Source organism: Streptomyces sp. NPDC027189 (genome assembly GCF_055566975.1).
Map to the genome: position 1 here is coordinate 16,848 of NZ_JBVHRI010000011.1, position 13,013 is coordinate 29,860.

Annotated in this window: 16 protein-coding genes and 2 pseudogenes; 9 read left to right on the forward strand and 9 right to left on the reverse strand. The window is 65.1% G+C overall.

The features are described 5' to 3' along the window. Nucleotides 1-40: 40 nt before the first annotated feature. On the reverse strand, nucleotides 41-424 hold the full coding sequence (locus ACZ4RZ_RS25475) for a nuclear transport factor 2 family protein (protein ID WP_467747862.1): 384 nt from the start codon (nucleotides 422-424) through the stop codon (nucleotides 41-43). 50 nt (nucleotides 425-474) lie between these two features. After that, nucleotides 475-972, reverse strand: a complete 498-nt coding sequence (locus ACZ4RZ_RS25480) for a DUF417 family protein (protein WP_467747864.1) — start codon at nucleotides 970-972, stop codon at nucleotides 475-477. Nucleotides 973-1,901: 929 nt separating this feature from the next. Here ACZ4RZ_RS25480 and ACZ4RZ_RS25485 point away from each other — a divergent pair. After that, on the forward strand, nucleotides 1,902-2,678 hold the full coding sequence (locus tag ACZ4RZ_RS25485) for an alpha/beta fold hydrolase (RefSeq protein ID WP_467748227.1): 777 nt from the start codon (nucleotides 1,902-1,904) through the stop codon (nucleotides 2,676-2,678). Nucleotides 2,679-3,075: 397 nt separating this feature from the next. After that, entirely contained in the window at nucleotides 3,076-4,353 is a 1,278-nt protein-coding gene (locus ACZ4RZ_RS25490; RefSeq protein ID WP_467747866.1) for an MFS transporter, read from the forward strand. A 322-nt stretch (nucleotides 4,354-4,675) separates the two neighbouring features. Here ACZ4RZ_RS25490 and ACZ4RZ_RS25495 read toward each other — a convergent pair whose 3' ends face one another. Further along, entirely contained in the window at nucleotides 4,676-4,834 is a 159-nt protein-coding gene (locus ACZ4RZ_RS25495) for a hypothetical protein (RefSeq protein WP_467747868.1), read from the reverse strand. Between ACZ4RZ_RS25495 and ACZ4RZ_RS25500 the strand changes: the two genes are divergently transcribed. Next, the gene (locus ACZ4RZ_RS25500) at nucleotides 4,833-5,186 is read left to right on the forward strand and encodes a cupin domain-containing protein (protein WP_467747870.1); all 354 of its coding nucleotides are present in this window, start codon (nucleotides 4,833-4,835) and stop codon (nucleotides 5,184-5,186) included. The two genes, ACZ4RZ_RS25495 and ACZ4RZ_RS25500, sit on opposite strands and share 2 nt — an antisense overlap. 99 nt (nucleotides 5,187-5,285) lie before the next feature. Then, nucleotides 5,286-5,435 (forward strand): hypothetical protein, encoded by a 150-nt coding sequence (locus ACZ4RZ_RS25505; protein WP_467747872.1) that lies wholly within the window; start codon nucleotides 5,286-5,288, stop codon nucleotides 5,433-5,435. A gap of 193 nt (nucleotides 5,436-5,628) precedes the next feature. Here the strand turns inward: ACZ4RZ_RS25505 and ACZ4RZ_RS25510 are convergent, their stop codons facing one another. Continuing rightward, complete coding sequence (locus ACZ4RZ_RS25510; protein ID WP_467747874.1) at nucleotides 5,629-6,771, reverse strand: MFS transporter; 1,143 nt, start codon at nucleotides 6,769-6,771, stop codon at nucleotides 5,629-5,631. Between the two features lie 256 nt (nucleotides 6,772-7,027). Between ACZ4RZ_RS25510 and ACZ4RZ_RS25515 the strand changes: the two are divergent. Further along, nucleotides 7,028-7,207 (forward strand): annotated as a pseudogene (locus ACZ4RZ_RS25515) (TetR/AcrR family transcriptional regulator); the annotation flags it as partial. A gap of 84 nt (nucleotides 7,208-7,291) precedes the next feature. On the opposite strand, the gene ACZ4RZ_RS25520 reads toward ACZ4RZ_RS25515, so the two are convergent. From ACZ4RZ_RS25520 to ACZ4RZ_RS25530, 3 genes are all read right to left on the reverse strand, one after another. Next, the gene (locus tag ACZ4RZ_RS25520; RefSeq protein WP_467747875.1) at nucleotides 7,292-7,798 is read right to left on the reverse strand and encodes an MmcQ/YjbR family DNA-binding protein; all 507 of its coding nucleotides are present in this window, start codon (nucleotides 7,796-7,798) and stop codon (nucleotides 7,292-7,294) included. Between the two features lie 12 nt (nucleotides 7,799-7,810). Beyond that, complete coding sequence (locus ACZ4RZ_RS25525) at nucleotides 7,811-8,461, reverse strand: nitroreductase family protein (RefSeq protein WP_467747877.1); 651 nt, start codon at nucleotides 8,459-8,461, stop codon at nucleotides 7,811-7,813. 136 nt (nucleotides 8,462-8,597) lie between these two features. Continuing rightward, nucleotides 8,598-9,131 carry a carboxymuconolactone decarboxylase family protein gene (locus ACZ4RZ_RS25530; RefSeq protein WP_467747879.1) on the reverse strand — a complete coding sequence of 178 codons (534 nt, stop codon included), beginning with the start codon at nucleotides 9,129-9,131 and terminating at the stop codon, nucleotides 8,598-8,600. A gap of 135 nt (nucleotides 9,132-9,266) precedes the next feature. Here ACZ4RZ_RS25530 and ACZ4RZ_RS25535 point away from each other — a divergent pair, with 135 nt between their 5' ends. From ACZ4RZ_RS25535 to ACZ4RZ_RS25550, 4 genes and pseudogenes are all read left to right on the forward strand, one after another. Continuing rightward, nucleotides 9,267-9,515: a TetR/AcrR family transcriptional regulator gene (locus ACZ4RZ_RS25535; RefSeq protein ID WP_467747881.1), complete on the forward strand. Its 249-nt coding sequence runs from the start codon at nucleotides 9,267-9,269 to the stop codon at nucleotides 9,513-9,515. An 817-nt stretch (nucleotides 9,516-10,332) separates the two neighbouring features. Further along, nucleotides 10,333-10,791 carry a GNAT family N-acetyltransferase gene (locus ACZ4RZ_RS25540; protein ID WP_467747883.1) on the forward strand — a complete coding sequence of 153 codons (459 nt, stop codon included), beginning with the start codon at nucleotides 10,333-10,335 and terminating at the stop codon, nucleotides 10,789-10,791. Nucleotides 10,792-10,828: 37 nt separating this feature from the next. After that, on the forward strand, nucleotides 10,829-11,335 hold the full coding sequence (locus tag ACZ4RZ_RS25545; RefSeq protein ID WP_467747885.1) for a GNAT family N-acetyltransferase: 507 nt from the start codon (nucleotides 10,829-10,831) through the stop codon (nucleotides 11,333-11,335). Between the two features lie 218 nt (nucleotides 11,336-11,553). Beyond that, nucleotides 11,554-12,021: pseudogene (locus ACZ4RZ_RS25550) on the forward strand (NADP-dependent oxidoreductase); the annotation flags it as partial. 169 nt (nucleotides 12,022-12,190) lie between these two features. Here the strand turns inward: ACZ4RZ_RS25550 and ACZ4RZ_RS25555 are convergent. Further along, on the reverse strand, nucleotides 12,191-12,637 hold the full coding sequence (locus ACZ4RZ_RS25555) for a hypothetical protein (RefSeq protein ID WP_467747887.1): 447 nt from the start codon (nucleotides 12,635-12,637) through the stop codon (nucleotides 12,191-12,193). Beyond that, nucleotides 12,552-12,899 carry a TetR family transcriptional regulator gene (locus ACZ4RZ_RS25560; RefSeq protein WP_467747888.1) on the reverse strand — a complete coding sequence of 116 codons (348 nt, stop codon included), beginning with the start codon at nucleotides 12,897-12,899 and terminating at the stop codon, nucleotides 12,552-12,554. The genes ACZ4RZ_RS25555 and ACZ4RZ_RS25560 overlap by 86 nt, the downstream gene beginning before the upstream one ends. Nucleotides 12,900-13,013 lie beyond the last annotated feature (114 nt).

Consider the following 13,013-nt stretch of genomic DNA (forward strand, 5'->3'; position numbering starts at 1 on the left):
AGGTGTGCCTCGCGAACGGCAGCCTGGCGGGGGTGGTCGGTCAGGTGCCCGGAGCGATTGCACAGGCCGAGACACAGACCCAGGTGCCATTGCGCTTCTGGTACGTGTCCGTGTACAGAGCTTCCTGCTCCGCTCCATTGGCGAGCAGGGTGTAAGTGGCACGGCCGTGGATCAGAGCAACGTCACTGGTGAGGGTGCGGATATTGACGTCGTGCACAGCGAGATCCTTGAAGGGCCGCGGCTTAGCGATGTATTCGAGGAACTCGGCACGGTTGCGGGTGAAGCCGGGAGTCTGCGCGATGAAGTCTTCGGCGAGAAACTCGCTGAAGCGCTTGACATCGTTGAACTGGTCGGAGTGGACGTAGTCATTGTTGAGCTGCTCGAGGATCTTCAGATCTTCGGCGGACTGCTTGGTGTCGCTCATTTTCTTGTTCCTTCCCTGTGTGGGCGGCGTGCAAGGCTGTGGTCTGCCAATCAGGTGATGACCGATGCGGTCGACGCGGCAATCGAGGCCATCAGGGAGATCACCGCAAAGATGAATGCCGGACGGATTGGTGCAGGCAGAGCCACGGACGGATATCGTCGTCGGGTACTACTGAGCGACTCCGCAGCTGTGATGAGGGAAGCGCCCAGCAGCACCACGTCCTTAATCAGGAATTGGCCGGCCGGCGAGAGCTTCGGCTCTGGGCCCCGCTGGTGCCACGCCGCCGGAGTGGTGACCAGGAAACTGAGCGTGACGGCGAACATCCCGGCCGCAAGGCTGCGGCCGGCTGCCGAGATTCTCGGGGCCCACCGTCCGGTGGAGATCATCGCGGCAATCGCGATCTCGGTGAGCCCGATGGCCCTGGCCAGTCTCGTCTCCCCGAGCCTTCTCAATGGCAGCCGCATCAGGAGGCTCGAGACGACCGCAGGACGGAAGTTCTCCACCTCGTAATCCTCGAACTTGAGGCGTCCGATGCTGGCGAGATTCACGCGAGCCCGAGCCGGCTCGTCGTAATCCCTCCAGAGCGCAACCTGCCGACAGAGGTGTGCGCGACCATGGCACTCTCCTGTCTTCGCACGATGGGTGCCGCGGTGCCCAACGGTGGGTGGCGTCTGCGATTCCCGGCGCAACCCCAGGCCGAGGCGGACTCTGCCCGACTATCGTGTGTGCACCCGTCTTAACCCGCGTCTCTCCAACTCGACTGAGCGGGAGGGGCATTTCCCCTTTGCACTCTTCCATCATGTCAAGGGCCGGCGCCGGTGGCATCTCAGAGTAGGGATCGCCGGCTCCGCTGCAGAGTGGGTCGCGGTCCCCGCGAGGGGCAGGACGTCGGCCGCACCATCCCAGCGCTGGCTTCGCCCGAGGTGCTGGTCGCGCCGGGCTGTGGTATCCAAACAAGACACGGTGGCGCCCGACTGCGTCGGAGGGTAGCTTCGTAGCACGGTGGAAAACTTCGCTCCTCCCGGGCGTTTAACGACGAAGGGGCCCGCAGAGGTTGTAACCCGTTGTGGTTGCAGCGGGTTGGCTAGTGGGAGCAAGGTCCGACGGTACTTTGCTATCCAGTACGTTCCGGGTTTTCGGAAATGTAACGACCGAGTGGGTGGCATCGCTTCACCGTACTCGCGTCTCTTGCGCATAACAGATTCCGACTCCAGGTAGGAAAGCAATGGGTATCGGAATACGCAAACACAACGGGCTCTCTGTGCTTATCGCGGCTTTGGTGCTGCTCATGGTCTCCGTGACTTTGAGCTCCGGGGCGTGGAGTGAGAGTCGGGATCATGGCTTCATAGCGCCGCAGTCGAACTCCCCCACGCCTTACCCACAGTCTGAGCCACCCGCTGGTTTTCAGTCCAAGTATGCGGAAGTAAACGGCTTTCGCATGCACTACATGCAGGGGGGCCAGGGTTCACCTGTGGTAATGATCCACGGGTTCCCTCAGTCTTGGGCTGAGTGGCGGCAGCAAATGGTCCCGCTCTCCAAGACACACACTGTGATCGCCGTCGACATGCGTGGCACTGGAAACTCGCAGGTCACTAAAAGCGGTTATTCGGCTGCACAGTTGGCCCGGGATGTGCATCAGTTGTTGGTGCAGCTGAAGCTCAACAACGGCGTCCAGGTAGTCGCCCACGACATTGGTGTATGGGTCGCCTACGCGTACGCTGCGCAATGGCGCACGGAGGTGCGACGCATGGCCGTGATGGAAGCTCCCATCCCGGATGCCAGCGTGTACAGCTACCCCGTTCTCAACGCGGACCCGAAAAAGCCCGCGGCCTGGCACTTCGGTCTGTTCCAGCTGCCTCTCGCCGAGCACCTCATCGCTGGTCACGAGCGTGTCCTGGTCGAGGACATGATCACCGAGTACTTGGCGGGCAACCCGTCGCCATTCACAGCGTCGGACTACGACTTCTACGCCCACTATCTAAAGGAGCCCGGCCGCACGACAGCCTGGATGAACGTATACCGTCAACTCCGGGCGAACGTGCAGCAGAACAAGGAGTTCCTGGCTCAGGGCAAACTGAAGATGCCGATCCTCGCCATCGGCGGCGATGGTTCTTTCGGCCCAATGATTCCCGACCAGTGGCATGCCTACGCCGTGAACGTTCAGGGGCGTGTCGTGAAGGGTTCGGGCCACTTCGTAAATGAGGAGAAGCCCCAGGAAGTAACGGCCATGCTGCAGTCCTTCCTGCAGAAGTAGCGTGTAGGCCGTGGCGTAGAAGCACACCGAGCCACCGTACTGAACAGCCCAAGGCAGACCTCCGCTTCGAGCGGCCAACGGTTCGCTCAGAAGCGGCGCCTAAGTGGTCGTGCTCCTCCGCACCTCACATCCGGTTTCCGCTGGTCCGGCATGAGATAGAGGTGCTTCAGGTCGTCGGAGAAGCTGACGGCGTGCTCATACCGCGGTCCGACGGAACTCCAGTCTTTCTCCAGTCGCACCAGAGAACCGAGACACGTTTTCGCCTCACGCGGAGAAAGGAACGGATGGCCTTTACCCACCTAACTGGCCAGGCATGGGCTCCGTTAGCGCAGTTATCAGGATTCTCGCCTCCCCAGCCGGTCAACGTCCTAGTCAGCGCGATGAGCGGGGAGAGCACATGACTGGAACCGAATACAGTACGCCCACAGACCGTGCACCGCAGGTGCGCGTGCTCACTGCATCGTCGTGTTCCGCGGCCGTCCCGACCCACTGTCCCAGCCTTGTCGCGGAGCCCACCAGGCGCTGCTGGGCATCCGTTGGGGCCGTCGCGCTCGGCGCGTTCGTCGTCGTCATGACGGAGACGCTGCCTGTAGGGCTGCTGCCAAAGATCGTCGCGGGTCTGCATGTCTCGCTTGGTCTGGCCGGGCTGATGGTGCTTGTGCCGGGTCTCAGCGCTGCCGTGTCGGCGCCGCTGTTCTTCCTTAGCTCTGGCCGCCTCAACCGGCGCCCGGTCATCCTCATCCTGGGTCTGACGGTACTGGTGTCGAACGCAGTCGTCGCGGTGGCGCCGAACTTCGCCGTGGTGCTGATCGCTCGTATGCTCCTCGGTGCCACCATCGGAGCCTTCTGGACCGTGGTCTCACCGGTTGGACCCAAGCTGGTGGGGCCGGCCAGCGGCACTCGCGCCATCACCATCATCGCGGCGGGTATCTCGGGTGGCACGGTAGTGGGACTGCCTGTCGGACACACCCTCGGCAATCTCATCGGCTGGCGTTTCACCTTCGCCACAGCTGCGGCGGCCACACTGCTTGTCGTGGTTGCGCAGACGGTCCTGCTTCCGAGCATTCCACCGGACAAGAGCACACACGTAGGTGATCTTGTGCAGACAGTGTCACGACGGGCCGTTCAGTTTGGGATGGCGGCAGGCGCTGTGATGTTCATTGGGCAGTTCGCCGCTTGGACGTACATCACCCCGTTCCTGGCAGACCACACCCACTTGCCCGCCGGCGTGATCACCATACTGTTCGTCATCTACGGCTGCGGTGGCATCGTCGGTTCACTCGTCGCCGGATCACTGTTCAAGCGCGGGGTGATCGGCACCTTCGTCGGATCCACGACGGCGGTGGCGGCACTGCTCATTGGGCTAGCGAGCGCGGGAACCCTGCCAATTCTGGCCGGCCTGTTGATCGCGCTGTGGGGCCTGATCTGGGGAATCGCGAACCCGGCAACCTTGGTCTGGCTGCTCGACGCGGCGCCTGAGAACCAGGAGGGTGCATCGGCAGTGAATGTCACAAACCTGCAGGTGGCCCTGGCGTTGGGGTCTGCGTTCGGCGCGATTCTCGTGTCAACGACAACCCTGCAGACGGTGTTCTTCGCCGCAGGCCTCACCGTCCTCGGCTCCGGCGCGCTCGCCGCGGTAGCGGGACGGTTCGTGACACTCGCCGCTCGGGAATGAGGAGACCGGAACGAGCCATGGGTCGAGCCCCCGGGGCCGGAGGTAAGCACCGAGCCGCCGTCTCCGTGGCCCGGTCAGATCCTGCTAGGCCGAGCGATGCGGCCTGACCGGCCTGGTCCGCGAGAAGGTCCGCCTGGCCGGGGCCGCGAACGGGGCCGGGGCCGCCGCGGACGCGAAGGTGATCTCGCTGGTCGCGGCGATGCTCGCCGGGGCCGACAGCATCGGCAGCCTCAAGCCGCTCGTCGGCGCTGTGCGGCCGCTTGCCGAAGCACCCTCCGCCCGGGGCGCGCTCGCCCGGGGCGAAGGCAGACGATCACGCGCGTCACGGAAGACTGAACAGGAGACCGATCATGATGAGAATGCGGATCGCCGGTGGCTTGCTGGCCGTCGCCGCGCTGACTGCGGCCACGGCTTGTTCGGCCTCGGACCAGCCCGCCCACGCCAAGGCGACGACCGCAGCCGAGGCATCGCCTGCGGCCATGTCATCGACACGCCCCACCGAAACCCTCAAGCCGCTGCTCCAGCAGGTCCTGCCGAACGTGAAGGGCAAGACGTTCACCTCGGCGATCGTCGACTTCCCGCCCGACGCACGCGCGCTGCCGCACCGGCACGGCCAGGCCTTCGTCTACGCCTACGTCCTCGAAGGCACCGTGCGCAGCCAGCTCGAGGGCAAGCCCGTGCGTACCTACCACCAGGGCGACAACTGGGTCGAGCCGCCAGGTGCCCACCACGTCCTCACCGAGAACACCAGCCCGACGACACGGGCCAAGCTCCTGGTCGTCTTCGTCTCCAACACCGGAGAGAAACTCAAGGTCGACGACCCGGCGTCGTAGGCCGGTGGGCGTGCAGCCGGCGGCACCGCGGCGCGCAACACCGGCTACTTCTCCGAGACCGACCGTGCCGCCATCCGCCTGACCGATTCGATCACACGCGTGCCGCACGGACACGTCAGCGACGAGGACTTCAACGCAGCCGCGGCCGTACTCACCGCAGACCAGGTCTCGGCGATCGCCTGGCTGGTAACCGTGATGAACGCCTTCATCCGTGTCGCGATCACCAGTCGGTGCCCCGTCGGCAGTTGACCTGGTGAAGGGGAACGATGGAGTCAGTCGGGCAGTTTGTGCGAGCTGCCCGGCTCACACACGGCGGATCTCCTCGCCGTCCCGGTGAGAGGTTCGCCCTTGTCGTCCTAGCGGTGAATCGTCCGGAATATCCTTCTAGCTATGGCACGGCACGTCGGCAATGCTCTGACGGTGAGGTTCGTCATGTGATTACTCACCGTTGACTGGTCGGTTCCGTATGCGGGTTGCGTGCGGCGAGGACCGTGAACAGGGTGGCGATAACGGCAAGGGCGCCGTATCCGAGCGCGATCTGTGGTAGTGAAAAGGCGTTCGAGAGCTGGCCGAAGATGAGGCTGATCAAGGCGGCGCCGCTGTAGCAGAGGAGGTAGACCGCGCTGAAGATCGGTGCCCGGTCGGCCAGGGCGCTGCCGTGCAGCAGGCCGCGGGTGGCGGCGCTGACGGCGATGCCTTGACCGGCGCCGGTGACGATGGTTGCAGCGATGAACAACGGCAGTGTGCCTATGGCGATGGCTGTAATGATGCCGATCCATCCGATCAGGACGATGATCATGCCGATGCGTTGGGCTGCCGCTGGTGTGAACCGGCCGCCGATGGGAGCGCCGAGAACGCTGGGGGCCATGTAGCAGGCAAACGCCAGTCCGAGGATGAGCGGGCTGCGGGTATGGAGTTGATCTTCGACCAGTGCGGGCATGAAGGACTGGTAGAAGGCCCCGGTCGCATATGCGGTCACGAACACCACGGCCGCGACAGGGAGCAGATGCCTGACCCGAGCCGATACGCGGACCCGGGGCCGCAGTGATCGCCAAGCGCCCGGCGTCGGCTTCGCGGTCTCCGGGCTGATGACGATGAGTGCGGCAGACAGTACGAGGAGACCGGCGCAAACCAGGTAGATGAGCTCGCGTGGCCAGGGGGCGAACTGGACCAGGGCGCCGGCGGCGATGGCGCCGAGGGTGAGGCCGAGCATGGGTCCCTGGCTGGACGCGACGGAGGCCAGCCATGCCGGCCTGGTGGGCGCGGCGTCGACGATGTAGGAGGTGAGGCTGCTGCTGGCCAACCCCGTACCGACGCCCATCAGGAGCCGACCGGCCAGCAGAGTGCCGATGTCGTGCACGTTCAGCAGCAGCAGACAGCCCAGCAGGAGCAGGCCGAGGCTGGCGATCGCGGTGCGCCGTCGGCCCAGATGATTGGACAGCCGTCCCAGCACCAACAGTGCGGCGATAATGCCGACGGAGTAGGTGACGAAGGCCAGCGAGATGCCGGCGTTAGTGAACCCGTCCTCGGCCCGGTAGGTGTTGAACAGGGGGATCGGTGCGGCCGACGCGGCAAACGAGGCCACCAGGGAGACGATCCCAGATGAGAATGCCAGCCGGAGCGTTCTGCCCTGGCGAGGCCGGTTGATCACTGGTGACACATCTGCGTCGTCGAGAGGGGGCGCATTCAGTCGCGACATAACGGATCAACCTCCGGTAGCTGTGCGAGTAGTCGCCGGGCCCAGGCCGGGCCGAACATTTTTGGGCTTGGCAACCCAGTTCTTAGAGGTAACACCATCCAAGACTGGGCTGTCAAGCCCAATCTGCGGTGTCGTGTGACGTATGGAAGCCACGACGGGAACAGGGGTTCCTCGCAAGCTCACGGACAAGGATCAGGCGACGCGCGCCCGGATCCTGGATCATGCCGCGGCACTCATCTACACGAAGGGTGTCCACGCGACGAACAACGAGCAGCTCCGTCGCGCGGCCGGCGTCAGCGGGTCGCAGCTGAAGCACTACTTCCCGACGAGGGAGAGTCCGGTCCTGGTCGTGATCGCCACCGGATCGGCGAAGAGCCGGTTTTGTTTTTGCCTGGCGCCGCGTCGGTCAGTCGGCGGACGGCAGAAAGCTGAAAGTGTCGGGGTCGACCGGGCGGTTGTGTCTGGGAAGGCCCGCGACGACGAGCAGGTACGACTCGGTCACGAGGTTGTCCACCAACGCCTGCTCGATATCCGCACCAGGTCTGATGGTGATCCAGTGCCTCTTGTCCATGTGGTAGCCGCGAGAAATGCTCGTGTGCGACGCGCGGAGCGTGTCCGCATCTGAGGGATCGGCTTTGAGGATCACGACCGGCTCCCCAGGCATCGATGTCTGCAGCATGAACACCTTGCCACCGACTTTCCACACCTCCCAGTCGCCGGTGAACTGGTGCGTGTGCTCTGAACGCGGGAGCTCTGCGGCGCGCGCGGCCGCCCGGTTCTGAACTGTCCTGTCTGCGTCCGTCTTGGCCTCCTCGAGGTCGGTGGAGGTCGACTGCCCGGCGTCCGTCGAGGAGAGGTGCGGGCGCCGGACAGTCGAGTTGCGCAGAACCGAGCAGGCGCGCCGATCGCGCACCCGCTCAGTTCGTCACATGTGGGTGAAGATCTTCTCGGCGTCGAAGCGCGAGACCGGCTGGCGAGAGACGCGCGTCTCGTCCGGGTAGCCGAGCACGACGAGCAGCGTCGTGGTGAAGTCGGTGTCGGTGAGGCCGAACGCTTCGTCGATCGTCGCGCGGTCGAACCCTTCCAGCGGGGTGGCGTCGACTCCGAGAGAAGCGGCGGCCATCATGGTCGCGCCGACCACGAGATACGTGTTCTTCTCCAGCCAGTGGAGCACGTCGCCGCCATAGTTCTCCGACTGGATCTTCACGAAGTTGGACGCTCCAGCCTCCCATCCCGCCTGGGTCTCCGGGTCCGCGAAGCGACCGTCCGCGCGCTCCTTCGCGAAGATCTCCTGCAAGTGCTCGTCGGGAATCGTCTTGCGGGTCGTGAACACGATTGCGTGCGACGCGTTCCGCACCTTCTCCGCGTTGTCCGCGAAGCGGCCGACGAGAGCGTCCGCAAGCTTGTCCTTGCCGGCCTGCGTCTCCAGCACATGAAAGTGGTTGGGCTGGATGTTGATCGTCGTCGGCGACGTGCGTAGGTAGCGCAGCAGGAACTGGAAGGTCTCCTCCGGGATCTTCTTGTTCGGGTCGAAGTAGCGGGTGAGGTGCTTGGTGATCAGATTGTTGAGATCCATGGTTGGCTTTCGTTTCGTTTCAGAGAGATCGGGTCAGGAGGCGGCTTCTGGGCGTCGGAGTCACGTCAGTACGTGGTGAACATCGCCTTCATTGGGGCGACCTCCGTGCCGGTCGACGCGGCCGCGACGTCGTTGGTTACGCGCCCGCACCGGGGATGTCGACGACGGTGTCGTTGACGTTGTTGAGGTAGTTCGTGAGCAGCGTGACGACCACGACGGTGACGATCGCCTGGATCTCGGGGTCCGTGTACCCGGCCTCGCGGACCGCGGCGATGTCCTCGTCGCCCACCTGACCGCGGGTTTCGATCACCTGCTGGGAGAAGCGGGCGACGGCGGCACGCTTGGGATCGGTGGAGCGGCCGGTGCGGGCCAGCTCGATCTCCTCGGTGGACATGCCTCCGAGGTTCGCGGAGATGTATCCGTGCAGCGCCGAGCAGTAGTCGCAGTCGTTGGAGTGGGACGTGGCCAGCGCGATCGTGTGGCGGGTCTTCGCGTCGAGGAGCTTCGCGATGCTGCCCTGCAGGCCCATCACGATCTCGAGGACGGTCGGGTTGGCGGCGAGCGTGGTGAACATGCCCGGAGTGAAGCCGAACTGCTTGGCGATGGCGTCGAGCGTGCCCTGCGTCTTGGCGTCGATGTCGGTGAGCTCGGGCGTGGTGAGACGAGACATGGTGGTGGTCCTCGGGTCGGTATCAGTCTGGGCTGTTTGGCCCACTCACAGTGAACGCGACGCTGATTGGGCTGTCAAGCCCAATCCGTGTTCGTGTTGGGCCGCTGAGCCCAATCTGCGGGATAGGGTGGTGACATGCAGATGAACGATGGATCGCGTGATCTTCGCGGGCGCACGGGCAAGGGGCTGGCGACGCGAGGTCGCATCCTCGAGCACGCTGCGGACTTGATCTACACGCGGGGGGTCCACGCGACGAACAACGAGCTGGTGCGAAGAGCAGCGGGGGTCAGCGGCTCGCAGCTGAGCCACTACTTCGCGAACAAGGAGAGCCTGGTGCGCGCCGTCATCGACTGGCAGGCCGAGAGCGTGCTCGGCTTCCACTGAAGCGAACGGTTCGCCGGCTTCGACACGATCGAGGCGTACCAGGAGTGGCGAACTTCTTCGTCGTCTCCGGTAGCCCGTTCGAGAACGGCTGCAGCCTCGGGGCTTCTGGGACCGGAGCGCCTATTCTGGGAATACAACGGATACAGCCTCTACGGCGATCTCTCGCAAGAAGAGCGCGAGGGTAGGCCTCGTCCCGGGAATCAGGCGAACTCGGAGCTACCGTCCCTCGAACGTCCCCCCGCGTTTCACCGCTGGCGACATCGCCACCGGCACCTGTGATCCACGAGACGTCGTAGGTGGCACGGTAGGTGGGTGGCCAGAAAGACCAAAACCGCCCTTGATCGTCTGCTCCCCCCTCTCAGGACGATTGGCTCCCTTTCTCGACGTAGGTGGTGCGCCCGTCGTGAGTGAACACCTGTGTTGCCCCGTCGGTGTAGGTGACGGGTGCCCTCGTCGCCGCTTCGGCGATGTCGGCTGCGTTGATGCGGTCGCCGTGGGCTACTGCAGGCCCCTCGGTCCTAGGCATGACAGGCCGATCGGGAGGTGTGTCGCCCAGGCACGGGCACGTTGACCACGTCAGACCCAGGGCTTCGCGCTGCTCGCACTGTCGAACCCTGCCGACCAGCGCCGCAGCACGGGATCACCGCTGATGCTTGTCGAACGGTGCTCCGCCCTCCTGGTGTGGACGTAATCGTCCTGTTCAGTCGCCCCAAGCAGTGGCGCACCCATCGGGGCCACAGGGTGGAGCGCGCGGCGACGAGCAGCGGTTGCAGGACACGAATGTCCCCGAATCAGCAAGCAACGAAGGAACACCCCCATGACCGAGCCAACCGAACGGCCCCGCTACGCCATCGAGTCCCCCGACGAGGCCGGACACCCCGACGGGAAAGGCGCCCTCGGTCAGGACCAGGTCGTACCTGTCGACGAGGTGATCGATCACCCCCACGTCCCCGCGTTCGACTTCGACGTCGTCAACGACGAGAAATCCGGAATCTACGAGGCCATCGTCGGCGACACCGAGATCGCCGGCCTGCCCTACAACCTCGCCGGCGACGACCGACTCGTGCTCATGGCCACCTCAGTGCTCCCCGAGTACCGCAGACAGGGCGTCGCCACCGAGCTGATCCGACGCGTCCTCGACGACGTGCGCACGCGAGGAATGACGGTCACCATCAGGTGTCCGATCGTGCGCACCTTCATCGAGCACAACCCCGAGTATGCGGACCTCATCGACCCTGAGCACCCGGGGGCGACCACAGGGTCGCACCAGTCCTGAACCAACCCTGGGCTCCGCCGACAGAAGGTGTACGACAGTGACGACCAACATCGAGGCCGAGGCGGCCTTTCGTGAACAGAACAACGCGGCCCTCATCGCTGCTCTGGACGAGACCGGTCTCCGTGAGGCCGAGTCCGCCTGGGAGCTCGATATCGCCAACGACGCGGAGCGCGGTCGCTGGACCGCATCCCTCGGTCCCGAAGCGATCGCAGAACTCCAATATCGGTTCGTAGGCGGCCGGGTCGTACTGTTGACGACCTGGGTCGACCCCGCCTACCGCCACAAGCGAGTAGCCGCGGAGCTCATCGCTCGCGTGCTGAACGAGATCCGCGAGAGCGGAAAGAAGATCACCATCATCTGCCCGGTTGTGGGCGAGTTTATTGCCCGCCACCCGCAATACCTCGATCTCATCGACAAGGTTCATCCGGGCTCCGGCGCCCACCCACAGCACCAACCCGCACACGGGCCAGACCACCAGCACGGTCCCGCGGGCGAGCCGGACGACGACAGGCAGATCGCCGCGCTCGAGCACGACTGGATGTAGCCGTCCGTCTTCAAACGTGCTTCGAGTCGTCCGGCGAGTCCGGAGATGGCCGACGCGGACGAGCATCGTCAGCGCCCCGACCCCGCCGATGCCGTCGGCGCTTGCAACCCGACCGAGCGGGATGAGGACAAAGGCAACCATCCGAGTTCGTCCATCTGGACGCGGAGAGGACAGAGATCCCCCGTTATCTCGTGTAGGAAGTAAACGAGGGCTACGGCGATGTCGTCGTTGAAGTCCATGGCTCAGGATTCACCGGGGATGAGCTGGAGTGGCCCTCGACCTGGATCGATCGCCTCGGCGGTGACCGCACGCCGTCAATCCCGGGCCACGAGGTGGCCGGCGTAGTCACCGCCCGCAGCTATGGAACGGCGGGGCTGTCGGTCGGACAGCGGGTTTTCGGCCTCACCGACTGGACCCGCGACGGCACCCTGGCAGAGTTCGTGGTCGTCGAGGCGCGCAACCTAGCGCCGTTGCCTGGCGACGTTGACTTCACGGTAGGTGCGGGCGTCGCGATGACTGGCCTGACGGCGTGGCAGGGGCTGTTCGAGCACGGCCACCTCGGGGTGGGTCAGAGCGTCCTTGTGCACGGTGCGGCCGGCGCGGTCGGCTCGATGGCGACACAGCTCGCACGTGAGGCCGGCGCCTACGTCATCGGTACCGGACGCGCCGCCCATCGTCAGCTGGCGTCAGTCACTCCGAGAAACAGGCGGTGTCCTGCGACGTTGCTCCGTGCGTTCCCAACGGCGAGGAGGGGCGTTCCCAGAGACTCTTGAGAGAAGCCACTGACCTGCGGCTCAGTAATTTTCCGCAAGGCCCACGAAGGCGTGCGGATCCCGGTGGGATCCGGTGGCTAGCCTAGCCGATGGCGGGCGGCGGCTGGGAGGGTTTCGGTTTGCGCAGGTGGGGGAGGGGAGGCGGGGGTCGGGAGAGGTGGTGGGCGATGCGGGTTTGGAGGCCGTCCAGGACTCGGGCCAGGCCGTAGGCGAAGTCGGCTTCGCGGGTGGCGCGGGGGTCCTTGTCGCGTTGGTCGGCGTAGGTCTCGTGGAGGTGGGGGTGGGTGCGGGTCGTCGTGGTGGTCCCGGTGATCAGGGACATGATGAGGGCGGCGGCCGGGTGGACGTTGACGCCGGGCAGCAGGGAGCCGTCGGTCTTCGCTCGGGGAAGGGTCCGGTAGAGGGTGCCGAGCCAGCTGAGGCGGCAGTGGAGCGACGGGTCGTCAGGGGTTTCGATCTCTTGGGCGAGGCGGACGCCCGCGCGGACGACGACCTCGGTTTCGAGGAGTCGTACGAGGGCGTGGGCCATGTCGACCGCGATCTCGAAGGCCGGTCCCTCGCGCGCCGCCAACTTCGCGAGGACGACGGCCGACGCGGTGCAGGCCTCGGCCTGGACGCTGGGCGAGATCGGACTTGGCGGCGAAGTGGAAGGACAGCGCGCCCTTGGTGACCTGGGCGAGTTCGCTGATCACCAGCAGGGTGGCGCGCTCGTAGCCGAACTGGTCGAACACGGTGGAGGCCGCTCGGATCAGGTTGCTCCTGGTGCGCTCGGACCTCTCCTGCTTCACCACGACGCGACCACCGTGACCGCCGCAACCGCTCGGAAGCTCCTTGCCACTCGGCTGGCTTTTGGCGCAAGCGACGCCAGGAACCAACTCTCCCGTTCGTCAACGAGGCCATAGGCC

What these genes read in the sequence shown, in the direction of transcription:
- ACZ4RZ_RS25475 (WP_467747862.1), bottom strand. Translation starts at nt 424, where the DNA reads ATGAGCGACACCAAGCAGTCCGCCGAAGATCTGAAGATCCTCGAGCAG.
- ACZ4RZ_RS25485 (WP_467748227.1), top strand. Translation starts at nt 1,902, where the DNA reads ATGATCCACGGGTTCCCTCAGTCTTGGGCTGAGTGGCGGCAGCAAATG.
- ACZ4RZ_RS25490 (WP_467747866.1), top strand. Translation starts at nt 3,076, where the DNA reads ATGACTGGAACCGAATACAGTACGCCCACAGACCGTGCACCGCAGGTG.
- ACZ4RZ_RS25500 (WP_467747870.1), top strand. Translation starts at nt 4,833, where the DNA reads ATGTCATCGACACGCCCCACCGAAACCCTCAAGCCGCTGCTCCAGCAG.
- ACZ4RZ_RS25495 (WP_467747868.1), bottom strand. Translation starts at nt 4,834, where the DNA reads ATGGCCGCAGGCGATGCCTCGGCTGCGGTCGTCGCCTTGGCGTGGGCG.
- ACZ4RZ_RS25525 (WP_467747877.1), bottom strand. Translation starts at nt 8,461, where the DNA reads ATGGATCTCAACAATCTGATCACCAAGCACCTCACCCGCTACTTCGAC.
- ACZ4RZ_RS25530 (WP_467747879.1), bottom strand. Translation starts at nt 9,131, where the DNA reads ATGTCTCGTCTCACCACGCCCGAGCTCACCGACATCGACGCCAAGACG.
- ACZ4RZ_RS25535 (WP_467747881.1), top strand. Translation starts at nt 9,267, where the DNA reads ATGCAGATGAACGATGGATCGCGTGATCTTCGCGGGCGCACGGGCAAG.
- ACZ4RZ_RS25540 (WP_467747883.1), top strand. Translation starts at nt 10,333, where the DNA reads ATGACCGAGCCAACCGAACGGCCCCGCTACGCCATCGAGTCCCCCGAC.
- ACZ4RZ_RS25555 (WP_467747887.1), bottom strand. Translation starts at nt 12,637, where the DNA reads ATGGCCCACGCCCTCGTACGACTCCTCGAAACCGAGGTCGTCGTCCGC.